Source organism: Actinophytocola glycyrrhizae (genome assembly GCF_042653545.1).
Taxonomy (GTDB): Bacteria; Actinomycetota; Actinomycetes; order Mycobacteriales; family Pseudonocardiaceae; genus Actinophytocola; species Actinophytocola glycyrrhizae.
The window spans coordinates 210733-233625 of sequence record NZ_JBHSIS010000010.1 but is presented as its reverse complement, the minus strand read 5'-3'; the positions used below and the strand labels follow the sequence as shown (position 1 = coordinate 233625).

The 22893-nt window shown below is 70.1% G+C and carries 23 protein-coding genes; 18 read left to right on the top strand and 5 right to left on the bottom strand.

The genetic code is table 11. The annotated features are described in order from the left end of the window. Positions 1 to 57 precede the first annotated feature (57 nt). The 4 genes from ACFPCV_RS22750 (at position 58) to ACFPCV_RS22735 (ending at position 4166) form a co-directional block, all read left to right on the top strand. The gene (locus ACFPCV_RS22750) at positions 58 to 975 is read left to right on the top strand and encodes a carbohydrate ABC transporter permease (RefSeq protein ID WP_378058313.1); all 918 of its coding nucleotides are present in this window, start codon (positions 58 to 60) and stop codon (positions 973 to 975) included. After that, a complete protein-coding gene (locus ACFPCV_RS22745; RefSeq protein WP_378058312.1) occupies positions 972 to 1910 on the top strand; it encodes a carbohydrate ABC transporter permease in 939 nt (312 codons plus the stop codon). Before ACFPCV_RS22750 ends, ACFPCV_RS22745 begins: the two co-directional genes overlap by 4 nt. A gap of 153 nt (positions 1911 to 2063) precedes the next feature. Next, positions 2064 to 3179: an ABC transporter ATP-binding protein gene (locus ACFPCV_RS22740; RefSeq protein WP_378058311.1), complete on the top strand. Its 1116-nt coding sequence runs from the start codon at positions 2064 to 2066 to the stop codon at positions 3177 to 3179. Between the two features lie 123 nt (positions 3180 to 3302). Further along, positions 3303 to 4166: an SIS domain-containing protein gene (locus ACFPCV_RS22735; protein WP_378058310.1), complete on the top strand. Its 864-nt coding sequence runs from the start codon at positions 3303 to 3305 to the stop codon at positions 4164 to 4166. 339 nt (positions 4167 to 4505) lie between these two features. Here ACFPCV_RS22735 and ACFPCV_RS22730 read toward each other — a convergent pair whose 3' ends face one another. After that, positions 4506 to 5030 (bottom strand): CGNR zinc finger domain-containing protein, encoded by a 525-nt coding sequence (locus ACFPCV_RS22730; RefSeq protein ID WP_378058309.1) that lies wholly within the window; start codon positions 5028 to 5030, stop codon positions 4506 to 4508. Between the two features lie 61 nt (positions 5031 to 5091). Between ACFPCV_RS22730 and ACFPCV_RS22725 the strand changes: the two genes are divergently transcribed. Continuing rightward, entirely contained in the window at positions 5092 to 6396 is a 1305-nt protein-coding gene (locus ACFPCV_RS22725) for an MATE family efflux transporter (RefSeq protein WP_378058308.1), read from the top strand. 126 nt (positions 6397 to 6522) lie between these two features. Next, positions 6523 to 7812, top strand: a complete 1290-nt coding sequence (locus ACFPCV_RS22720) for an MFS transporter (RefSeq protein WP_378058307.1) — start codon at positions 6523 to 6525, stop codon at positions 7810 to 7812. 119 nt (positions 7813 to 7931) lie between these two features. Here ACFPCV_RS22720 and ACFPCV_RS22715 read toward each other — a convergent pair whose 3' ends face one another. Both ACFPCV_RS22715 and ACFPCV_RS22710 read right to left on the bottom strand, forming a co-directional pair. Then, positions 7932 to 8465: a GNAT family N-acetyltransferase gene (locus ACFPCV_RS22715; RefSeq protein WP_378058306.1), complete on the bottom strand. Its 534-nt coding sequence runs from the start codon at positions 8463 to 8465 to the stop codon at positions 7932 to 7934. After that, positions 8458 to 9159 (bottom strand): TetR/AcrR family transcriptional regulator, encoded by a 702-nt coding sequence (locus tag ACFPCV_RS22710; protein ID WP_378058305.1) that lies wholly within the window; start codon positions 9157 to 9159, stop codon positions 8458 to 8460. Before ACFPCV_RS22710 ends, ACFPCV_RS22715 begins: the two co-directional genes overlap by 8 nt. 132 nt (positions 9160 to 9291) lie before the next feature. Here ACFPCV_RS22710 and truB point away from each other — a divergent pair, with 132 nt between their 5' ends. From truB to ACFPCV_RS22650, 12 genes are all read left to right on the top strand, one after another. After that, on the top strand, positions 9292 to 10194 hold the full coding sequence (gene truB, locus ACFPCV_RS22705; RefSeq protein WP_378058304.1) for a tRNA pseudouridine(55) synthase TruB: 903 nt from the start codon (positions 9292 to 9294) through the stop codon (positions 10192 to 10194). Positions 10195 to 10279: 85 nt separating this feature from the next. Continuing rightward, positions 10280 to 11776, top strand: coding sequence for an amidohydrolase family protein (locus tag ACFPCV_RS22700; RefSeq protein ID WP_378058303.1), 1497 nt, complete (start codon positions 10280 to 10282; stop codon positions 11774 to 11776). 343 nt (positions 11777 to 12119) lie between these two features. Then, a complete protein-coding gene (locus ACFPCV_RS22695) occupies positions 12120 to 13073 on the top strand; it encodes a bifunctional riboflavin kinase/FAD synthetase (protein WP_378058302.1) in 954 nt (317 codons plus the stop codon). 134 nt (positions 13074 to 13207) lie between these two features. Beyond that, positions 13208 to 13687 (top strand): XRE family transcriptional regulator, encoded by a 480-nt coding sequence (locus ACFPCV_RS22690; protein WP_378058301.1) that lies wholly within the window; start codon positions 13208 to 13210, stop codon positions 13685 to 13687. 5 nt (positions 13688 to 13692) lie between these two features. Then, positions 13693 to 14250 (top strand): RNA 2',3'-cyclic phosphodiesterase, encoded by a 558-nt coding sequence (gene thpR / locus ACFPCV_RS22685; RefSeq protein WP_378058300.1) that lies wholly within the window; start codon positions 13693 to 13695, stop codon positions 14248 to 14250. 119 nt (positions 14251 to 14369) lie between these two features. Continuing rightward, positions 14370 to 14639, top strand: a complete 270-nt coding sequence (rpsO, locus tag ACFPCV_RS22680; RefSeq protein WP_324919423.1) for a 30S ribosomal protein S15 — start codon at positions 14370 to 14372, stop codon at positions 14637 to 14639. A 268-nt stretch (positions 14640 to 14907) separates the two neighbouring features. Next, the gene (locus tag ACFPCV_RS22675; protein WP_378058299.1) at positions 14908 to 17175 is read left to right on the top strand and encodes a polyribonucleotide nucleotidyltransferase; all 2268 of its coding nucleotides are present in this window, start codon (positions 14908 to 14910) and stop codon (positions 17173 to 17175) included. A 5-nt stretch (positions 17176 to 17180) separates the two neighbouring features. Beyond that, the gene (locus ACFPCV_RS22670) at positions 17181 to 18557 is read left to right on the top strand and encodes a M16 family metallopeptidase (RefSeq protein ID WP_378058298.1); all 1377 of its coding nucleotides are present in this window, start codon (positions 17181 to 17183) and stop codon (positions 18555 to 18557) included. Positions 18558 to 18566: 9 nt separating this feature from the next. Continuing rightward, positions 18567 to 19313 carry a 4-hydroxy-tetrahydrodipicolinate reductase gene (gene dapB, locus ACFPCV_RS22665; protein WP_378058297.1) on the top strand — a complete coding sequence of 249 codons (747 nt, stop codon included), beginning with the start codon at positions 18567 to 18569 and terminating at the stop codon, positions 19311 to 19313. A 378-nt stretch (positions 19314 to 19691) separates the two neighbouring features. Next, positions 19692 to 20147 (top strand): RlpA-like double-psi beta-barrel domain-containing protein, encoded by a 456-nt coding sequence (locus tag ACFPCV_RS22660; protein ID WP_378058296.1) that lies wholly within the window; start codon positions 19692 to 19694, stop codon positions 20145 to 20147. Between the two features lie 3 nt (positions 20148 to 20150). Continuing rightward, entirely contained in the window at positions 20151 to 20765 is a 615-nt protein-coding gene (locus ACFPCV_RS22655; protein ID WP_378058295.1) for a cell wall protein, read from the top strand. A 14-nt stretch (positions 20766 to 20779) separates the two neighbouring features. Continuing rightward, positions 20780 to 21583 carry a MauE/DoxX family redox-associated membrane protein gene (locus ACFPCV_RS22650; protein ID WP_378058294.1) on the top strand — a complete coding sequence of 268 codons (804 nt, stop codon included), beginning with the start codon at positions 20780 to 20782 and terminating at the stop codon, positions 21581 to 21583. Positions 21584 to 21622: 39 nt separating this feature from the next. Here the strand turns inward: ACFPCV_RS22650 and ACFPCV_RS22645 are convergent, their stop codons facing one another. Further along, entirely contained in the window at positions 21623 to 22132 is a 510-nt protein-coding gene (locus tag ACFPCV_RS22645) for a hypothetical protein (protein WP_378058293.1), read from the bottom strand. 149 nt (positions 22133 to 22281) lie between these two features. Further along, positions 22282 to 22842 (bottom strand): GNAT family N-acetyltransferase, encoded by a 561-nt coding sequence (locus ACFPCV_RS22640; protein ID WP_378058292.1) that lies wholly within the window; start codon positions 22840 to 22842, stop codon positions 22282 to 22284. Positions 22843 to 22893: the final 51 nt, after the last annotated feature.

The window sequence follows — 22893 nt, the reverse complement described above, 5'->3', positions numbered from 1 at the left end:
CCCGGCGCGGGGCCCTGCTGATCAGGGCCCCGCACCGGTACCCAGGAGGACGCTCGGGTGGCAACAGCACGTAACAAGGCGTTGCGGCGGCAGGCGCGCAAGCAGTCGACGCTGCAGGCACTTCCCTGGCTGGCGCCTGCGCTGGTCCTGATCGTCGGGGTGGTGATCTTCCCCGCCGGCTACATGATCTACACGTCGTTCCGCGACCTGTCCCGGTTCGGCAAGGACCGCGGGTGGGCCGGGCTCGACAACTACGTCCGCGTGTTCGGGCTCGACCCGCTGTCGACGGTGCTCACGAACACCGTGGTGTGGACCGTCGGGGTGGTCCTGGCGACCGTGCTGGTCTCGCTGGTCCTCGCCCAGTTCCTGAACAAGCGCTTCCCCGGCCGCAAAGTCCTGCGGATGGTCATCATCGTGCCGTGGGCCGCGTCGGTCGTGATGACCTCGACGGTGTTCGTCTACGGCCTCGACCCGTTCTACGGGATCATCAACCGCCTTCTCGTGGACGTCGGGTTGATCGACGAACCGTACGGGTTCCTCAAGAACGCGACGTCCGGTTTCCTGTCCGCCATGGCGGTCGCGGTGTTCGTCTCGGTGCCGTTCACGACGTTCGTGGTGCTCTCCGGGCTGCAGACCATCCCGCACGACGTGCTGGAGGCCGCCGCCATCGACGGCGCGGGCAAGGTCCAGACGTACTGGCGGGTGGTGTTCCCGATGCTGCGGCCCGCGCTCGCGGTCGCCGCGATCATCAACATCATCAACGTGTTCAACTCGCTGCCGATCCTCAAGACGATGACCGGCTCGATACCCGGCAACGACGCGGACACCACCACCACGTTCATGTTCAAGCTCATCCAGAACGACCGGCAGATCGACACGGCCAGCGCTCTGTCGGTGGTCAACTTCGCCGTGATCATCGTGGTGATCGGTGTCTACCTCAAGGTGGTCAAACCCATGCGGGAGGTGTCGGCGTGAGTGAGCTCGCGAGCGAACCATCGACGCGGGGTGAGGTCGCCACGAAGGGCGCGGTGCTCGATCCGCCCACGACGATCGCGGGCACCGGGCGCGCCACCGCGCCACGCAAGCGGGACCGCAGGCGCTGGGGGCTCACGATCGTCGGCGGGATCGTCGCGCTGGTGTTCCTCGCCCCGTATCTGATCATGCTCTCCGGTGCGTTCAAGTCGCGCCAGGAGATCCTGAAGGTGCCTCCGGAGTACCTGCCGACGGACTGGAAGTTCGACAACTTCGTCACCATGTGGGGCACGCCGGAGACGCCGCTGCCGCACAACCTGCTGTCCACGGTCGTGATCTCGCTCTGCGGCACCGTGCTCGCGTTGCTGGCCGCCCTGCCGGCCGCCTACTACACCGCGCGGCACAACTTCCGGCTCAAGCTGCCGTTCATGCTGCTCGTGCTGGTCACGCAGATGCTGCAGCCGACCGTCCTCGCGTCGGGACTCTTCCGCGAGTTCGTCTCGCTGGAGATCAACGACACGTGGCTCGCGATGATCCTCGTGAACGCGGCGTTCAACCTGTCGTTCGCGGTGTGGATCATGCACAGCTTCTTCGCGACCGTGCCGAAGGAGATCGAGGAGGCGGCCTGGCTGGACGGCTGCTCGCGCGGCCAGTCCATGCGGCAGATCATGCTGCCGCTGGTGTGGCCGGGCATCGTCACGGCGATCATCTTCACGTTCATCGCGTGCTGGAACGAGTTCGCGGCGAGCCTGATCCTGTTGCCGACGGACACCAACCAGCCACTCACCGTGGCGCTGACCAGGTTCATCGGGCAGTACGAGTCGGCGTGGCAGTACGTGTTCGCCGTCTCGATCATCGGGATCCTCCCGGTCGTCGCGTTGTTCGCGATGATCGAGAAGCATCTCGTCTCCGGCCTCACCGCGGGCGGGGTGAAGTGAATTCGTGATTCTGAATCGTGGTGTTCAGTTGTTTGTTGCTCTAGATTATGCTCGCGCGCCGGTTTCGCGGAGCTCGCGGAGCGAGCATCAGACACAGTCGACCGGGCCGACAACGTGGTGCGGTCTCTTGACCGGCGGATGGAAAGGATCACCATGGCGACAGTGACCTTCGACGGCGCGAGCCGTTACTACGCGGGCACGGAGCGGCCCGCGGTCGACCAGCTCGACCTCGAGGTGGAGGACGGCGAGTTCCTCGTGCTGGTCGGACCCTCCGGCTGCGGCAAGTCGACCACGCTGCGCATGCTCGCCGGCCTGGAGGGCGTCGACGAGGGCGCGATCCGCATCGGTGAGCGCGAGGTCACCGACCTCCCGCCGAAGGACCGGGACATCGCCATGGTGTTCCAGAACTACGCGCTGTACCCGCACATGACGGTGGCCGACAACATCGGCTTCCACCTCAAGATCAAGAAGATGCCGAAGGCGGAGCGGGCGGAGCGCGTGCTCGAGGCCGCGAAGCTGCTGGACCTGGAGCCGTACCTGGACCGCAAGCCGGCCAAGCTCTCCGGTGGTCAGCGCCAGCGCGTCGCGATGGGCCGCGCGATCGTGCGCCGCCCGCAGGTGTTCTGCATGGACGAGCCGCTGTCGAACCTCGACGCGAAGCTGCGGGTGCAGACCCGTACCCAGATCGCCTCGCTGCAGCGGCGGCTCGGCGTCACCACGATCTACGTGACGCACGACCAGATCGAGGCCATGACCATGGGCGACCGGGTCGCGGTGCTGAAGGACGGCCTCCTGCAGCAGTGCGACACCCCGATGGGCTTGTTCGGCAAGCCGAAGAACCTGTTCGTCGCTGGCTTCATCGGCTCGCCTGCCATGAACCTGATCGCGGCGACCGTCGAAGGCGACGGCGCGGTCATCGGCGGGCAGGCCATCCCGCTGACCCCGGCACAGCGGTCCGCGCTGACCAGCAAGAACGTGGTCGTCGGCATCCGTCCGGAAGGCTGGACGCTGAAGCCGGCGGGCGAGGGCGTCTCCGCGACGATCGAGGTCGTCGAGGAGCTGGGCTCCGAGCAGTTCCTGTACTGCTCCACCTCGGCGCCGCAGCTGGCGACGGACGAGACCGCCGACACCGACACCGCGCCGCCCTCGATCACCGTCCGCGCGCCGGGCATGTCCGCGTTCCAGCGCGGCGACAAGGTCGGCCTGGTCCCGGAGTCGGGTGCGGTGCACCTGTTCGACGCCGAGACCGGCGACCGGCTGCCTGACTGAGCCAGTCTTCCGCGAAAGCCCGGGGCCATCGCTGGTCCCGGGCTTTTGCCGCCACAAGGCGTTGCGTGAAGATGCGCGAAGATATGATGAAACGAGCAAATTCACGCAACAGGGGAGTGGTTCATGACGTACCTGCGGGACGAGATCGCCAGCCAGCCCTCCGTGTGGGAGCGCGCACTGACCGTGTCCACCACGGCGCTGCCGGCCTCGGGGGAGCGGGTGGCGGTCATCGGCTGTGGGACGTCGTACTACATGGCACAGGCGTACGCGGCGCTGCGCGAGGCGGCGGGCCACGGCGAAACCGACGCGTTCGCGGCCTCCGAGTTCCCCGCCGCCCGCGGGTACGACCGGGTGGTCGCACTGACCAGGTCCGGCACGACGACTGAGGTCCTGGCCGCGCTGGCCAGCACGCAGGCGCCGACGGTGGCGGTGACCGCCGACCCGGCGACCCCGATCTCCGACGCCGCCGACGAGGTGGTGGCGCTGGAGTTCGCCGACGAGAAGTCGGTGGTGCAGACCCGCTTCGCCACGGCGGCGCTGGTCCTGCTGCGCACGGCGCTGGGGGAGCAGCTCAACGGCCTGCCCGCCGAGGCGACCACCGAACTGGCGACGCCGCTGCCGCAGGAGTTGCCCGCCGCGACCCAGTGGACGTTCCTGGGCACCGGCTGGACCATCGGCCTGGCCAACGAGGCAGCACTGAAGCTGCGCGAAGCCACCCAGTCGTGGACCGAGTCGTACTACGCGATGGAGTACCGCCACGGCCCGATCTCCATCGCCGCCCCCGGCCGGGTCGTGTGGGTCTTCGGCGCCCCGCCGCCGGGCCTGGTCGACGAGGTGCGGCGCACCGGAGCCCACATGGAACTGTCGAACGGCGACCCACTGGTGTCCCTGGTCCGCGCCCACCGCGTGGCCGAGGCGGTCGCGGCGGCCCGCGGCCTGAACCCGGACCGGCCACGCAACCTGGACCGCTCGGTCATCCTGACCTAATGTCCCGCGCCGGAAATCCGGCACATGATTCGACGGCCCAGCTTCCCGCTGGCCGCGTTGCCGATCCACCCGGTTTTCGGTCGGGTGCGTTGCCTGGCTCCGGTTCGCGTTGTGGGTTGTCCTCGCCGGACGGGCAGGTCTCGGGGGTGGCGGGGAGCCCCTTTGGGGCCGGGCTTGCGCCACCGTCAGGGGGTGTCGCGAATGGGCCGTTCAGGGCGCTCAGCGTCCTGAACGCGCCTTTCAGGGCATCGGTCTCGGGTCGAGCGGCGGTCGGGCGGCGCAGTCGGGTGTCCGGCAGGCGCGCGCCTCATGGGCACGCGCCGTGTCCGGGGCCGGTCGCTAGTCCGCCTTCCTGCGGGAGCGGAACGCGGCCACGTGCACGCGGTTCGCGCAGCGCGGCGAGCAGAACCGCTTGGCGCGGTTGGTCGACGTGTCCAGGTAGTAGTTGTCGCAGTCCGCCGCGCCGCAGTGGCCCCACCGGCTCAGCCCGTGGTGGACGACGCCGTGTGCGATGCCCCACGCCGCCGCGGCCGCCACCTCTGTCGCCGGGGAGGCGTCCGGGTCGGCCATGTGGATGTGCCAGTTCGGCTCGGCCGTGTGTCCCGCCGACAGGCGGGGGCCCGGCGGGTGGGTGACCAGCAGCGCGTTGATCTCGGTCAGCACGCCGTCGTTGTCGCCCGCCACCGCGCACGCCAGCGTTCTGCGCAGCCTTTCGGCGACCGGGCGCAGCGCGACGAGGTCGTCCTCACCCGCGCGGGAGGACCACCACGGCTCCTCGTGCAGGGCCGCACGCAGGTCCGCCACGTCGTCGAGTGTGGCGTTGGTCAACCTGAGCGCCACATCCAGGTAATCGGCGTTGTCCATCGGCGGTCCTTACGGCTACCGTCAGGGGCGAAAATCTGAAGCACACCTTACTGGAGTTGTGGTGGTGGATCGGGCGAGCCCGCGGCAGGTGCTCGGCCTCGCCGTGCCCGCTCTCGGGGTGCTCGCGGCCGAGCCGCTGTACCTGCTGGTCGACACCGCCGTCGTCGGTCACCTCGGGGCGGTGCCGCTCGGTGCGCTGTCCGTCGGTGCGATCGTGCTTGCGCAGGTCTCGACGCAGCTGACCTTCCTGTCCTACGGCACCACGGCCCGTACCGCCCGCCTGCACGGCGCGGGCCGCCGAGCAGAGGCGGTGGCCGAGGGTGTGCAGGCGACCTGGCTCGCGCTCGCGGTAGGGCTCGTGCTCGTGGCCGCCGGCCAGGCGCTCGCGATACCGATCGCGGAGCTCCTCGCCGGGCAGGGGGAGGTGGCCGACGCCGCGGTGAGCTGGCTGCGCATCGCCTTGTTCGGCACGCCGTTCATCCTCGTCACGATGGCGGGCAACGGGTGGATGCGCGGCGTACAGGACGCCCGTCGCCCATTGCGTTATGTGCTGGCGGGCAACGGGATCTCGGCGTTGCTGTGTCCACTCTTCGTGTACGAGTTCGGCTGGGGGCTCGAGGGTTCCGCGATCGCCAACGTCACCGCACAGGTGATCAGCGCCTCGCTGTTCCTCGGCGCGTTGCGGGCCGAACGCGTGCCGCTGCGGCCGGAACCGGCGAAGATGCGCGCGCAGCTCGCGCTCGGCCGGGACCTCGTCCTGCGCAGCCTCGCGTTCCAGGCGTGCTTCGTGTCCGCGACCACCGTCGCGGCGCACCACTCGACGGCCGCCGTCGGGGCGCACCAGATCGTGCTGCAGCTGTGGACGTTCCTCGCGCTGGTGCTCGACTCGCTGGCGATCGCGGCGCAGTCGCTCGTCGGCGCGGCGCTCGGCGCGGCAGACGACCGGCGGGCCCGTGGCCTCGCCTGGCAGGTCACCGGGTACGGGCTGGTGTTCGGGTGCGCCCTCGGCGTGGTGTTCGCCGCACTCGCCGGCGTGCTGCCGCACGTGTTCACCTCGGACGCCGCAGTGCTCGGCGAGATACCGCACGCGTGGTGGTTCTTCGTCGCGCTGCAACCGATCGCGGGCGTCGTGTTCGCTTTGGACGGTGTGCTGCTGGGCGCGGGCGACGCGGCGTTCCTGCGCACGGCGACGATTTTCGCCGCTGTCACGGGGTTCCTGCCGTTCGTGTGGCTCTCGTTCGCGTTCGACTGGGGCCTCGCCGGCATCTGGACCGGACTGTCGGTGTTCATGGTGGTGCGGTTGGGCACCGTGGTTTGGCGGGCCCGGTCCGGCCGGTGGGCAGTGGTGGGTGCCGTCCGCGTGTAACGGTGTGGTGAAGGGCACGCTTAGCCTGGCTAACGATTTCCTGGCCGGCGGCGCTGTACCTGGGTGGACACACCCCGCCGACCACGCGAACGGAGAGTTTTGGCCCCGCAGCACCACCGAAGGGCAATGATCATCTGGGGGACCGCGGTCCTGGTCTACCTGGCCGCGGTGTTCCACCGCACCTCGCTCGGCGTCGCGAGCCTGGAGGCGAGCCAGCGGTTCGGTCTCGGCCCGGCCGCGCTTGGCACGTTCACGGTGCTGCAGGTCGGGGTGTACGCGCTGATGCAGGTGCCGACCGGCATGCTGGTCGACCGCTACGGTGCGCGCCGCGTGCTCACGGTCGCCGCGGTGCTGATGGGTCTCGGGCAGCTGTTGTTCGCGTTCGCCGCCTCCTATCCACTCGGTCTGGTCGCCCGCGCCGTGCTCGGCGTCGGCGACGCGATGACGTTCGTCAGCGTGCTCCGCCTGGTCGCCGCGCACTTCCCGGCACGGCGGTACGCCGCGGTCGCCTCGTTCACCACCGCGCTCGGCGCGCTCGGCAACCTGATCTCGACCGTCCCGCTGTCGCTGCTGCTCGCGAACGCGGGCTGGACCGCCACGTTCGCCGTCGCGGGCGCGGCGACCGCCCTGTACTCGGTCGTGCTGGTGCTGCGCGTGCGCGACAACCCGGTCGGCGTCGTCCCCGAACCGGTCGACCGCACCGAGTCGCTCCGCACGGTGCTCACCCAGGTGAGCCAGGCGTGGCGGACCCCGGGCACCCGCCTGGGATTCTGGGTGCACTTCTCGACCATGTTCGCTCCCGCGATGCTCGGCCTCCTCTGGGGTTTCCCGTACCTGGTGCGGGCACAGGGCCTTGGCGCGGCGACGGCGGGCCTGCTGCTGTCGCTGCTGGTGGTGGGCGCGATCCTGACCGGACCCGTGGTGGGCACGGTGGTCAGCAGCCACCCGGAGTGGCGCATCCCGATGGTGGTCGGCTACCTCGTCGCCGCGCTCGGGGTGTGGGCGGTCCTGCTGGGCTGGCCCGGTGGGCAGGTGCCGCTGTGGTTGCTGGTGGCGGGCTTCGGTCTCCTTTCCGTTGGCGGACCGGCGTCGACCATCGGGTTCGCGCTGGCCCGCGACTACAACCCGCTGCGCCGCGTGAGCACCGCGACGGGTGTGGTGAACGTCGGCGGTTTCGTGGCGATCACGGTGTCGGCGCTGGCCGTCGGCCTGCTGCTGGACGTGGCCGGGACGGCCGCCCCGGCGACCGCGTTCCGGATCGCGTTCCTGTCCGTGGTGGCGGTGCTGGTGCTGGGCCTGTGGCGGACGTCGGTCTGGTGGCGCCGCGCCCGCGCGGCGGTCTTCGACGCGGCGTCCCGCGGCGAGGAGGTTCCCGTGCAGATCCGCCGCCGTTCGTGGGACCTGGCGTCGGCCTAGGTGATTGATCCGCAAACTCCGGCAAGGCAGCCAATCCGCGAGTCAGGGTCCGGCAGAGTCTGTGTTGACTGGCTTCACGGAGCGTGGTGCCGCGAAGGTGAGTCGCCCACCAACACCAACTAGTCGCGAATCCTCGAGTAGACCAGCATGTCGGCTCGCCGTGGGCCGATCACCAGGAAGCTGCGCAACACCCCCTCGCACTGGAAGCCGTTCTCCGCCAACACGTACCGCGAGGCGTCGTTGCCCGGCTCGACCCACGCCTCGATCCGCGCGTACCGGCCCAGCGCCCATTCCGTCATGAGCCCGACCGCGCGGCTTGCCAGGCCGTGCCGCCGGGCCGCGGGTACGACCCAGTAGCCGAGCCCCGCCACTCCCGATTGCGGACGGGGTTGGAGGATCACCAGCCCGAGCGCTTCACCCGTGGCGTGGTGCGAGATGGCCAAAGACACGCCTTGTCCAGACGTGAGCCGTTGGTGCTGCCGGTGGATGAACGCCAGCCCTTCCTCTGGCGAGTAGCGGGCGGGCACCGAGGTGTTCTCGGGGATGCGCGGATCCGTCGCCGCCTGCTCGATACAGGGGAGGTCGCCGGGTGTCCATGGGCGCAGGCGGACCGTGCCGTCCGTGAGGTCGGCCGGGTAGGCCAGGTCAGCCATTCGTCATCGTCGCAAGACCCGACAACAGCCACTCGAGAATGGTGTCGAAGTCCTGGGGCTGTGCGGCGAGCCGGTCCGGGTCGGCGGCCCACTCGCTGAAGTGCGGGTACTTGCCCGACTCCGCGATCCGCGGCAGATAGGGCTCTGTTGTGACCGCCATGTCCGCCTCGGATGTGATGCCCGCGCGCACCCGCATCGTCTGCTCCTCGAGCAGTGTGAGCCCGGAGCCCAGTACGTGGCCCAGCACGGTGTTGACGAAGCCCATCCGGGTCGCGGCCGGGAGGCCCAGTGGCGCCAGTTCGGCCAGGGCCGCGTCCTGGACCGTCAGCGCGTTCGGGCCCAGCGGCGGGCGGCTGAACGCGAGCCGCGCGAACCACGGGTGCCTGCGCACCGCGGCCCAGCCGGAGCCGCCCAGTGAGCGCAGTGCCGGCCGCCAGCCCTCACCGCGGGTCACCGCGAACAGGCCGTACACGTGGTCGGCCATGAGGTCGGCCAAGCCGTCCTTGCTGCCGACATAGCGGTACAGCGCCATCGGGCTGCGCACGCCAAGCCTGCTGGCGAGCGTGCGCATGGTGACCTCGCCGCTCGCTTCCTCGTCCGCGAGCTCGGTCGCCGCCGCCACGATCCGCTCGCGGCTCAGCGGCTCCCGGTGTCGCGACGCGGGTTCCTCGGACCACACCACATCCATGTTCATGTTGGACGCAGATTATCAAGATGTGTACGTAGTACATCAATGTGTACAAGGTACACGGACCGCCAGGGGTGGGCGAAAGCACTGCCGGGTGGGCGGACTGCCGGTGGTGGCGGCGTGTCAGGATGTTCGACCGTGTCACCCGCAGCCGCCAAACAACGTGTCACCGTCCCGCCAGGGCTCGTCGTCGTCGACAAGCCGGACGGGATGACCTCCCATGACGTCGTCGCGAAGGTGCGGCGGATCATGGGCACGAGGAAGGTCGGCCACGCGGGCACCCTCGACCCGATGGCGACGGGTGTGCTGGTGCTCGGCATCGAGCGCGCCACGAAGCTGCTGGGGCACCTGGCCCTGGACACCAAGGCGTACCTCGCGACCATCCGTCTCGGCTCGGCCACGACGACCGACGACGCGCAGGGCGAGACGCTGTCCACCTCGGACGTGTCCGCGGTCGCCGACGAGGCGGTGCTGGCCGGCATCGCGAAGCTGACCGGGCACATCCAGCAGGTGCCCAGTGCGGTCAGCGCGGTCAAGGTGGACGGCAAGCGGGCCTATGCGCGGGTCCGCGCGGGCGAGCAGGTTGAGCTCGCCGCACGGCCGGTGGAGGTGTCCCGGTTCGACCTGCTCTCGGCCCGCCGCGAGGACGGTCTGGAGCTGGACGTGATGGTCGAGTGCAGTTCCGGCACCTACGTGCGCGCCCTGGCGAGGGACCTGGGCGCGGACCTCGGCGTCGGCGGTCACCTGGCCGCGTTGCGCCGCACCCGCGTCGGCCCGTTCGACCTGCGGGTGGTGACGACGCTGGAGAAACTCGCCGAGAACCCGGTGCTGTCGCTGCCGCTCGACGAGGCGGTGGCCGCCGCCTTCCCGCGCCACGACGTGCCCTACCGGCAGGCCAAGTCGCTGCTGATGGGCCAGCGCCTGCCCGCCGCGGGCATCGAGGGCACGTACGGGGTCTTCGACCCCGGGGGCAGGGCGATCGCACTCGCCATCGACGAGGGCCCCGCGGCACGCTCGGTAGTGGTCCTGATCACCTCGTAACCCGTTCGAGGGTGGGGTAATCCCCACCTGAACTGGGTGGTGCTCCGCAGTGTGCGAGCCGCCGGATTTCGGCAGCATTTCCGGCATGACAAGGAACATCTCCCGACGCGGCATGCTCGTCGCGGGCGCCACCGGCATCGCGGGCGCCACGGTGGTCATGGCCCGGCCCGCGATGGCGGAACGACGTGGAGGCGGCACCGCTTTCACGCACGTGACCGTGATCGACCCGGCCTCGGGTCGCGTCCTCCCGGACGTGACGGTGCTGGTCCACGGCGACACGATCGTCGACGTGGGCAGGCACGTGCGGCTCGATGGCGCGCGGGCGGTGGATCTGCGCGGCCGGTTCGTCATCCCGGGCCTGGCGGACATGCACACGCACGCACTGGCGGAAGGCATCGACTGCGGTCTGTACGTCGCGAACGGCGTGACGACCGTCCGCGAGATGGCGGGCTCGCCGCTGGCCCGTGAATGGCGGACCCGCATCGAGGCGGGCACCTTGCTGGGCCCGCGGTACACGGTCGGCAGCAGGATGATCGACGGCGCACCGACCATCTGGAACCCCGACTGGGTCGACATCGTGCAGGTGGGCGACCCGGTGGCGGCCCGCGCGGCGGTGCGCGAGGAGATTGCCCGCGGTGCCGACTTCATCAAGGTGTACTCGCGGGTGCCGCGAGACGCCTACCGCGCGCTGGCGGCGGAAGCGCGCCGCCACGACGCGCCGTTCGTGGGCCACTGCCCGGACGTGGTGCCGCTGGAGGAAGCCGCGGACCTGGGGCAGGCGAGCGTCGAGCACCTGTTCTGGACCCCGTTCGAGACGTCCACGAAGGAGGCGTGGATCCGCGCGGAGATCCGGAGGATCCGCCTGGGGCTCGGGGAGTATTCGGGCTGGTTCGCCGCGTTGCATCCGCTGGAGTGGGCCGCGGCGCACACCTACAGCCCGGTGAAGGGCCGCCACCTCCACAGCAAGCTCGCCCGCCGCCGCGTCCGCCAGGTCCCGACGCTGGCGATGCACCGCGGGCTGGACTTCGCGCGCACGATCGACATGAACGACCCACGCAACAAGTACCTGCCCGCCTCCGCACTGGCGAGCCAGGAGATGGCGAGGCAGGAGTTCTACCTGAAGGACCGTGCCCCGGCCGAGGACGCGGCATGGGCCGCGATGTTCGACCACCGGCTGCGGACCGTGCGCCGCCTGCACGAGGCCGGGGTGCCGCTGATGACCGGCACGGACACCGGCGCCGTGGCGCTGTGGCCCGGGTTCTCGGTGCACGACGAGCTGGCACTGTTCGTGGCGGCTGGCATCCCGCCGATGGCCGCGTTATATGCCTCGACAGCGGAACCGGCGGCCTTCCTCGGGGCCCGAACGGGGCGGGTCGCTCCTGGCTACGCGGCCGACCTGGCGATTCTCGACGCCAACCCGCTGCACGAGATCCGCAACACCCAGAGGTTGTCCGGCGTGGTGGTTCGCGGACGTTACATCGACGCGGAGGAACGGGTGCGGGTTCTTGCCGAGGTGAAGAGGACGGCGGCGGCTGCGGAGGGGGAGGCGGTGGCTGCTGGTTGCGCTTGTCATCGCGGGTGAGCGGGTCGGTGCACGGGGCCAGGCCGGGCAGGGGCAGGTCGGCGGGTCGGGGCCGTCGGCCGGGGCCGGGATGGAGTGAGGTGGGCCGGGGCGCCGAGGGGACTGCTGTTGCCTTGCCCTGGTTCGGGTAGCGTCCCGCGGCTTCCAGCGGTGGGGCCGAGGGGGAAGACCGATGGGAGGTGGTCGTTTGGTGCTCAGATCCTGCTGATCAGTGGGTCCGGGCTTCCAGGGATCGGGTGGTGTGTCGCCGGGTGGCGCGGTGGTGCGGATCGTGGTGGTGTGCCGCGCTCACAGGTGGGTGAGTTGCCGTCGGCTGGTGTTCGCGGCTGCGTAGGCTGGGGCTGTGCAACGCTGGCGTGGGCTGGAGGACCTGCCGGGTGGGTGGGGACGGTGTGTCGTCACCATCGGGACCTTTGACGGGGTGCATCTCGGCCATCAGGAACTCATCCACCGGACTGTGACGCTCGCCGAGGAACGCGGTGTGAAGAGCGTGGTGGTCACCTTCGACCCGCATCCGTCCGAAGTCGTGCGGCCCGGGAGCCATCCGGCGCAGCTGACCACGCTTCGGCGCAAGGCCGAGCTGGTCGAGAGACTGGGCGTGGACGCGTTCTGTGTGTTGCCGTTCACGCCGGAGCTGTCGAAGATGCCACCCGACGAGTTCGTGCACGAGATCCTCGTCGAGAAGCTGCACGTCGCCGCTGTGGTCGTGGGGGAGAACTTCCGGTTCGGGCACAAGGCCGCGGGCAAGGTGGAGACACTGCACCACCTCGGGCAGCGGTTCGGGTTCTCCGTCGAGGGCGCCAAGCTCGTCACGGTGCCCAACCACGCCGCGGGGGAGGAGATCACGTTCTCCTCCACCTACATCCGCGCCTGCATCAACGCCGGGGACGTGACCGCCGCCGAGGCCGCCCTCGGGCGGCCGCACCGGCTCGAAGGCATCGTGGTCCGGGGTGACCGGCGAGGCCATGAGCTGGGCTTTCCCACCGCGAACCTGTCTACGCCGCGGTACGCGGCCATCCCGGCCGACGGGGTGTACGCGGCGCGCTTCTCCCTGCTGAACTCACCGGGGCGGGCACCGTTGGTCGCGGCGGTCAGCGTGGGGACCAACCCGACCTTCTCGGGGCGGGAGCGGCGGGTCGAGGCCTTCGTCCTGGACGTCGACGAGGACTTCTACGGCCAGCGGGTCGCGGTCGACTTCGTCGCGAAGCTGCGGGACATGGCGCGGTTCGACACGACCGAGGCCCTGGTCGAGGAAATGCACCGGGACGTGGCGAGGACTCGCGACCTGCTCTCGTGATCCCCCTGTGATCCGTGCAGATGCGAACAGCTGTCCGGATTTGCCGCGCTTGGCGTTCCTGGCTGGCAAGATGCTCTGAGGTCGGGGATCGACCACGGAGCGTCAAGGGTGAGCGGGACCAGGGGAGAGCCAACGTGGAGGACCACAAGATCGTCCAGCGCAACCTCGCGCTGCAGCGGGAGTGGTACGGAGAGCCGCTCGGCGACCGGGTCCGTCGTCTCGTCGTCGCCTTCGACATCTCCCAGGCTTTCCTCGCCGACGTGCTGGGCATCAGCGCGCCCATGTTGAGCCAGGTCATGAGCGGTCGCCGGGCGAAGATCGGCAACCCGGCCGTGCTGGCCCGGCTGATCATGCTCGAGCGCAAGATCCTCGTGCCGGACGTGGCGGCGGGCAAGAAGGAAGCCCTCATGCGTGCCCTGGAGGAGGTGCGGTCCTCGCGTCCGTCCGTGACCAGGGACAATCTGCCCGTCGACATCGGGCGCAACGACCGGGTGGCCGTCGCCGCGCTGCGGCGGGTGGCGGAGGCCAACGACCTGACCGCGGCCGCGACCATGCTGAACGGGCGGTTCCCCGAACTGGCCGACCTGCTGCGGAGGGCGGGCCAACCGCAGTAGAAGACATGGTGCGGCTCTTCTCGGCCATCGAACTGCCGGACCCGGTCCGCGCCGACCTGGCGGACCGGCTCGCGGCGGTTCGCGCCGCCAACTCCGACCTGCGGTGGATCCCGCCGGAGCAGTGGCACATCACCCTCGGCTTCTACGGCGACCGCGAGCACGCCGACCGGCGTGGTGCCTGGTTCCGGGAACGCGCGCGGTCGCTGCGGTCCGCGCGGGTGCGGCTGCGGGCGGCGGGCCGGTTCCCCGGCGTGCTGTGGGTCGGCGTCAACGCGCTCGACGGCGACAACGCGGCGGTGCTGCGCAGGCTGGCCGGCACGCTCGGTGACCAACAGCTCGACCAGTTGGCGTTCGTCCCGCACGTCACGGTCGCGCGGTGGCGGCGGGGCCGCGCCGGCAACGAGGTCGCGACCAGGGCCGCCGCCGCACTCGACGGGTATCGTGGTCAGTGGTGGCTGACCAGCGAGGTGGTGCTGTACCGGAGCGACCCGACACCGGACGGCCCGGTGTACACGGCCCTCGACCGGGTCGTGCTGTCCGGCGCGCCCGGTACGCAGCGCTAACGAACCACCTGCTAACCTCGTCCTTTGGGTCCGGCTGCGGTCCGTGGTGGCCGGCACCCGTCTCCCGCTCAGCGGGGAACACCGAACACGGCACATCTCAAACCCGAGGAGAACGACGCGTGGCGCTGTCCACCGAGCAGAAGAAGACCATCCTGGCCGACTACGGCGTCCACGAGAAGGACACCGGGTCGCCGGAGGCCCAGGTCGCGATGCTGACCAAGCGCATCAGTGACCTGACCGAGCACCTGAAGGTGCACAAGCACGACCACCACTCTCGTCGTGGCCTGTTGCTGCTGGTCGGCCGTCGCCGCCGGCTGCTCAACTACCTGACGAAGGTGGACATCGAACGCTACCGGTCGCTGATCCAGCGACTCGGCCTGCGCCGATAGGACCCCGTGGGGGAGTGGTCACCTGACCGCTCCCCCCGCGTCTGTTCGGACAGAAACAACAAAGAGGGCGGACGCTCGCCACGTGCGGGGATCAGATCGCCGGTCCTCGGTAGTGGTTCCCGGGTGATACGAACCCCGGGGGCTTCGATCGAAGACCGGCCTCGTATGAGCGGAGCTTGCGGAGCGCGCATCGTCGTAGCCGCGATTCCGTGCCCTGTCGCCCCCGCTGGGGTGTGCACGCGCCCGTGAGTAACGAGGAGTCAACTACATGACCGACTTCAGCCAAGCTGGAGTGCACGAGACGACAGCCGTGATCGACAACGGCAACTTCGGCAAGCGGAGCATCCGCTTCGAGACCGGCCGGTTCGCCCGGCAGGCCGCCGGCAGCGTCGTGGCCTACCTCGACGAGGAGACCATGCTGCTGTCCGCCACCACGGCGTCCAAGCACCCGAAGGAGCACTTCGACTTCTTCCCGCTGACCGTGGACGTCGAGGAGCGCATGTACGCGGCGGGCCGGATCCCCGGCTCGTTCTTCCGCCGTGAGGGTCGCCCGTCGACCGACGCGATCCTGACCTGCCGCCTGATCGACCGGCCGCTGCGCCCGTCCTTCGTGGACGGCCTGCGCAACGAGATCCAGGTCGTCATCACCGTCCAGTCGCTCAACCCGCAGGACCTGTACGACGTGGTGGCGATCAACGCCGCGTCCGCGTCGACCCAGCTCGCCGGCCTGCCGTTCTCCGGCCCGGTCGGTGGCGTGCGCGTCGCGCTCATCGGTGAGCAGTGGGTCGCGTTCCCGACCCACGAGCAGCTCGAGAAGGCCGCCTTCGACATGGTCGTCGCCGGCCGCGTGGTCGCCTCCGGCGACGTCGCGATCATGATGGTCGAGGCCGAGGCCACCGAGAACGTGCTCGACCTGATCGCCGAGGGCCAGAAGGCACCGACCGAGGAGGTCGTCGCGGCCGGTCTCGAAGCCGCGAAGCCGTTCATCAAGGTGCTGTGCGAGGCGCAGTCGCGCCTGGCGGAGGTCGCCGCGAAGGAGACCCGCGAGTACCCGACCTACCCCGCCTACCAGCCGGACGCGATGGAGGCCGTCACGGCCGCCGTGTCCGCCGAGCTCGCCCAGGCGCTGACCATCGCGGGCAAGCAGGAGCGCGAGGCGAAGATCGACGAGCTCAAGGCCGCCACCCTGGAGAAGGTGGGCGCGGTCGAGGGCGGCACGTTCGAAGGCCGCGAGAAGGAGATCGGTGCCGCGTTCCGGTCGCTGAACAAGAACCTGGTCCGCCAGCGGATCCTCCGCGACAAGGTGCGCATCGACGGCCGCGGCCTTACCGACATCCGGCAGCTGTCCGCCGAGGTCGCGCTGATCCCGAGGGCACACGGCTCGGCGCTGTTCGAGCGCGGCGAGACCCAGATCCTGGGTGTCACCACGCTGAACATGCTGCGCATGGAGCAGCAGATCGACTCGCTGTCGCCGGAGACGCACAAGCGCTACCTGCACCACTACAACTTCCCGCCGTTCTCCACCGGTGAGACCGGCCGCGTCGGCTCGCCGAAGCGGCGCGAGATCGGCCACGGCGCGCTCGCCGAGCGGGCGCTGGTGCCGGTGCTGCCGAAGCGGGACGAGTTCCCGTACGCGATCCGCCAGGTCTCCGAGGCGCTGGGCTCCAACGGCTCGACGTCCATGGGCTCGGTGTGCGCCTCCACCATGTCGCTGCTCAACGCCGGTGTGCCGCTGAAGGCACCGGTCTCGGGCATCGCCATGGGCCTGGTGTCCGACGAGGTCGACGGCGAGACCCGCTACGTCGCGCTGACCGACATCCTCGGCGCCGAGGACGCGTTCGGCGACATGGACTTCAAGGTGGCGGGCACCAAGGAGTTCGTGACCGCGCTGCAGCTGGACACGAAGCTCGACGGCATCCCGTCCGAGGTGCTGGGCGCTGCCCTGAACCAGGCGAAGGACGCGCGGTTCACGATCCTCGAGGTGATGGCCGAGGCCATCGCCACGCCGGACGAGATGAGCCCGTACTCGCCGCGCGTCACCAGCGTGAAGATCCCGGTCGACAAGATCGGCGAGGTCATCGGCCCCAAGGGCAAGATGATCAACTCGATCACCGAGCAGACCGGTGCCGACATCTCCATCGAGGACGACGGCACCATCTACGTCGGCGCCTCGGACGGCCCGTCCGCGGAGGCCGCGATCGACCTGATCAACGCCATCGCCAACCCGCAGCTGCCGAAGATCGGCGAGCGCTTCCTCGGCACCGTGGTGAAGACGGCCGCGTTCGGCGCGTTCGTCTCGCTGCTGCCGGGCAAGGACGGCCTCGTCCACATCTCGAAGCTGGGCAACGGCAAGCGCATCGGCAAGGTCGAGGACGTCGTCAAGGTCGGTGACAAGCTCCGCGTGGAGATCGCCGACATCGACCAGCGCGGCAAGATCAGCCTCGTGCCGGTCAAGGAGGACGCCGACAAGGGCGCCGAGAAGCCGGCGGACGAGTCCGCCGACGCGCCGAAGACCGACGCACCGGCCGAGGCGTAAGCACGTTGGCTGCTAGCTCCGGCACCCGGGTTCTCGAACGGACCGACAGCGGGTGCGAGGTCAAGCGCACCGTGCTGCCGGGTGGCCTCCGGGTGATCACCGAGCACGTGCCGGGTGTGCGGTCGGCCTCGGTCGGCATCTGGGTGGGTGTGGGTTCCCGCGACGAACAGCAGTCCGTCGCGGGGGCCGCCCACTACCTCGAACACCTGCTGTTCAAGGGCACCGCGAAACGTTCCGCCGTGTCGATCGCCGAGGAGATCGACGCGGTCGGCGGTGAGCTCAACGCGTTCACCGCCAAGGAGCACACCTGCTACTACGCGCACGTCCTGGACAGCGACCTGCCGCTGGCCATGGACCTGGTGTGCGACGTGGTCTTCGACGCGCGGCTCGCCGAGCGCGACATGGAGATCGAGCGCAGCGTGGTCCTCGAGGAGATCGCCATGCGCGACGACGACCCCGAGGACCTGCTGCACGACAACTTCTGCGCGGCGCTGCTGAACGACCACCCGCTCGGGCGGCCGGTGCTCGGCACCGAGGAGTCGATCACCGGCATGAGCCGTACCGCGCTGAACGGGTTCTACCGGCGCCGGTACTCGATGCCGAGGATGGTGCTGGCCGCGGCGGGCAACATCGACCACGCGACCGTGCTGCGGCACGCGCGGCGTCTGCTGCGAAACCGGCTCACCGGTGAGCACACGCCCGTCCCGCCCCGGTCGGGCCGGGCGCGGGTGGCGGCGCCGCAGGAGCTGGCGCTGCACACCGACGACACCGAGCAGGCGCACCTGATGCTGGGTGTCCGTGCGCTGGACCGGCACGACCCGCGCCGGTGGACGCTCGGAGTCCTCAACGCCGCGCTGGGTGGCGGGATGAGCTCGCGGCTGTTCCAGGAGGTGCGGGAGCGGCGGGGCCTGGCCTACCAGGTGTACTCGTCGGTCGCGTCCTATGCGGACACCGGGCACCTCTCGGTGTACGCGGGCTGTCAACCGGACCGGCTTGGTTCGGTCGCGGAGGTCGTGCACACGGTGCTGGCGGATGTGGCCAAGGAAGGTTTCTCGGACGCCGAGGTGGCGCGGGCGAAGGGTCAGCTGCGGGGGAGTCTCGTGCTGGGCCTGGAGGACACCAGCTCGCGCATGTCCCGGATCGGGAAGGGCGAGCTGAGCTTCGGCGAGTACCTGACCGTCGAGCAGACCCTCGAGAAGATCGAGTCGGTGACCGCCGACGAGGTGGCGTCGCTCGCGGCCGTGCTGCTGGACCGGCCCGTCGCGACCGCGCTCGTGGGTCCCTACGAGGGCCCGGACGACGTGCCTGCCGAAGTGCTCGATGCGCGCTCCGCAAGCTCCGCTCAGAGGGATGTGCGCTCCGCAAGCTCCGCTCAGAGGTAAGGTGATCTTGTGACGATCCGGGTGGGTGTGCTCGGCGCGCGCGGGCGCATGGGTGCCGAGGTGTGCCAGGCCGTCGAGGCGGCGCCGGACATGGAGATCGTCGCGCGGATCGACGCCGACGAGTCGGTGCACGACCTCACGCAGGTCGGCGCCGAGGTGGTCGTGGACTTCACCCACCCCGACGTCGTCATGGACAACCTGCGGTTCTGCGTCGAGCACGACATCCGCAGCGTGGTCGGCACGTCGGGCTTCACGCCGGAGCGCCAGGACACGGTGCGCGGGTGGCTGGCGGACAGGCCGTCCGCCGGTGTGCTGATCGCCCCGAACTTCGCGCTCGGCGCGGTCCTGTCGATGAAGTTCGCGCAGCTCGCGGCGCGGTACTACCCGTCGGCCGAGATCATCGAGCTGCACCACCCCGGCAAGGCGGACGCGCCGTCGGGCACCGCGGCGCACACGGCGTCGCTGATCGCCGGGGCACGTACGTCGGCGGGGCTGGACAAAGCCCCGGACGCGACCACGTCGGCACTCGATGGCGCCCGCGGGGCGTTGGTCGACGACGTGCGCGTGCACTCGGTGCGGCTCGCGGGCCTGGTGGCGCACCAGGAGGTCCTGTTCGGTGGCGAGGGTGAGACGCTGACCATCCGCCACGACTCGCTGGACCGGAAGTCGTTCATGCCCGGCGTGCTGCTCGGCGTGCGTGCGGTCGTCGACCGCACCGGCCTGACGGTGGGCCTGGAGAACGTGCTGACGCTCTGAGCACCGGCCGTTCGCGCAGCAAGATCAACCAATGTTGCGCGAACCGGTCGCGTCGCGTCGTGTTGTCCCAGATCACAGTCTTGTGGACGCCAACTGTGACCGGATTGGTCCACTTGCTCCACGAGTCTGCTCCGGTTGGCCGGTACGTGATCAAGGAATCACGCAGTAGCGTCGAGAGCTGTCAGTAGCTAACCAACTCTTGTCTGTTCGTGCGAAAGTCCCACCCTGCCTTCCCTGCCGGGATCGTCGCGCGATGAGGGCCAGACGAGAGACGAGGGTGAGCTCGCGCTCCCGCGCGAGCTCACCCCTGCTCGCCTACTGGTCCGACATCGTGTGCGGATCGCTGGGAGGCCAGGGCATCCCCCGAAGGGAATGACCATGGCACAACCAGATGTTCGCTACGCAAGCTCAGCTCAGCTGGAGCCGAGGGCACCTACGACCGCCGAGGCGTCGTGGTTCTGCTGCGGCGCCGCCTGGGGCCCGTGTGGCTCCGCCGGCGGTGGCGCGTGCGGCGACTGCCGCTCCGGCAGCCGCCACTGCGCGTGGCCGAACACGTCCGACAACTGCTTCGCCATCACGCGCCCCGACAAGTGTGGCGACACGCTGTTGCGCAGGACGTGCGGGCACACGTTCTACGTCAAGAACCTGTGCGGCAACACGGAGATCGGCGTGCGGATCACCGACTGCGGGCCGCAGACCGACCTGTGGTGCGGCGAGCGCTCCTGCTGCAGCGGCAACTGCGCCACCAACCGGCTGATCGACCTGACGCCCGCGGCGTACAGCGCGATCGGCAACCTGTCCAGTGGCGTCATGCCCGTGACGATTCGGAGCTGAGCCGTGTCAGACATCCTGGGACGTAGGCGTTTCCTGTCCGGTGCGGTGCTCGGCACCACCGCGACGGTGATCACCGCGACGACGATCGGCACGGTCGCCCCCGAGGCCGTCGCCGATCCGCTGCTCAGCACGAAACTCGACGTGGAGGCAGGTGCCCCCGACCCGAACTTCGTCGAGGGCCGCATCACCGGCATCGCGGGCGGGCTGCTGATCGTGACCGACTCCGACCGCGCGATCAACCAGATCCACCTGACCAAGGCGACGAGCGTGTGGAAGCTGCGACCGACCACATCGGACGCGGCGACGGTCGGTGACGGCCTCTACGCGCGCGGCGTGCGGATGCCCGACGGCACCCTCGCGGCCGACGCGATCTGGCTGAACATCGTGAACCTGCAGGTGCACATCACCTCCATCGGCCGGAGCGTGCTGCACATGGACCACCGCGGCGACCGGATCGTCGGCCACGTCGTGTCCGGCACCACCGCTGCCGTCTACAACAGCACGCCCGCGGTCAGCGACCTGTCGCTGCTGCAGGTGGGCAGGCACGCGCAGGTGATCGGTGCGTGGCGGCCGGACACGAACGAGGTCGACCTCGCCACGGTCTACGCGGCCGCCTAGAAGGGACCGACATCGTGATCGAGTGGTTGGCGAGTGCGCAACAGGCCGTGGTCGGCGGCGTGCTGCTGTGGGCGAGTGCGTTCAAACTGGTGCACCGCAACGCTTCCGCCGCGGCGCGGCGGTCGGTGCTGGCGCGGCTCACCGGCAAGGAACGGGCCGTCGGCGCGTACCGTGCGGTCGGCGCGGTGGAGGGGCTCATCGGGTTGCTCCTGCTGGCGCCGCCCGTGCTGGCCGTCGAGGCGTACGCGGCGGCGGCGCTTTCCGTTGGCATGCTCGGTTATCTGGCCTACGGGAAGGTGAAGGTGCCGGACGCCTCGTGCGGTTGCCTCGGGGACAAGGAGGCGCCGATCACGGCCCGCGGTTTCGTCCGTGCCGGGCTGCTGGTGGCGCTTTCCCTGTCGGCCGCGGCGGGTGCCGTGTGGTGGCCGACCGAACGTCCACTCGCGACGGCCGGGTTGGTCGTCGCCGAGCTGGCCGTCTTCGCGGCGTTGTCACCGGAACTGGACCACCGCTGGCTGTTCCCGCTGCGGCGCTGGCGGCTGCGGATGAGCCACCCGCTGGCGGGTGGTGAGGTCGTGGTCCCGCTGGAGTCGACCGTGCAGCAGCTGTTGAAGAGCGCCGTCCACCAGTCGGTGGTCAAGCAGCTCAGTTCGGACCTGCTGGACCACTGGGACGAGGGCGAGTGGCGGCTCCTGGTGTACGCGGCCCGCACCCCGTCCGGGCCGGCGACCGCGGTGTTCGCGGTGCCGCGCCTGGACTACCGGCCCGACGACGTGCGGCTGGCGATGGTGCCGGAGGAACAGGAGGCACTGGTGTGAACGGTGGGGCGGCGGGGGAGACCTCGTCGCCCCATCCCGTCAGAGGATCCAGTTCGCGCACACGGCCGGTGACGCGGCGACGATGCTGAACCGGATGAAGCGCCCGATCAGGCCCGCGCTCAGGAAGGCGGACAGGCTCATCCGCACCATGCCGGCCAGCACCGAGGTGGCCATGAACGGCGGCAGGCCGATCACCGAGCTGATCCCGTAGGTCCCGACCATCCAGCGCGGGTGGCGGTGGCACTTCTCCCGCAGGAACTCGACCCACATGCGGAACCGCTTCGTGCGCCGCCGCCAAGCGACCTTGCGCGGGGTCTCCACCTTGTCCTTGCGGTGCATGAACGCGGGCAGCCGCAGCGTGCCCTTCGCCGCGTAGTAGTACAGCAGCTTGCCCGCGACCTGGCCGACCGCGACGGTCGCGCCGAGGCACAGCCACGGGATGTGCGGCTGCTGCATGGCAAGCCCGACCAGGAAGATCTCGATGCTCACGAGCGGCAGGAGCGCGGACCCGAAGGCGACGCCGAGCGCCAGTCCGAGCCAAGCGATCACCAGCAAACCTCCAGCCGAGGTCGAGAAACGGCATGCAGCGTACCTGAGCCGCCGGGGGATCCGGAGCGGACTCGGGGCGAACGGTCGCCCACCACTGAGACGTCGCGCGAGCCCGGACGGTTGTATCGGATTTCTTCCGGCGGTGACGCTCAGTCCTCCAGTTCGAAGCGGAGCGTGCCCGTCAGGCGCACCTCACGCAACGGTGTGCCACCTGCGTCCAATGTACGCACAGTTCCGTCGACGACCCATCCCGCTCGCTCCCAGAACCCCAGCGACGCCTTGTCCGCCTCGGCGACCCACGTGATCCCGCGGGCCAGACCCGCCGCCAGCATCGCACTGCCCGCCGTGGCGAGCAGCCGTCCGCCGTGGCCCCTGCGGCCCCATCGCGGTTCCACGAGCAGCGTGCTGACCAGCGCGACCCGCTCGGCGTCGGGCACCGGCACGCCGTTCGCGTCGGCGGAATCGTCCTGCGGCGCGAGCCCGGCAGCGCAGAACCCCACGCACCACTGGCCCTCGAACGCCACGAACACCCTGGCCGGGCCCTGTTCGATGGTGTGCAGCCAGGTCGCGGCGGCCTCGTCGGCGTCCAGTCCGTCGAGGACCTCCGCAGGCAGCAGGCCGGTGTACGCGGCGCGCCACGTGGCGAGCTGGATCCCGGCGATCCCGGCCGCGTCGGACGGCTCGGCTGGGCGGACGGTGGCTTCGGCCATGCACAGAAAACTAGACGGTGTCCTGCCGGGGTGCTCCGGCAGGCACCGTTC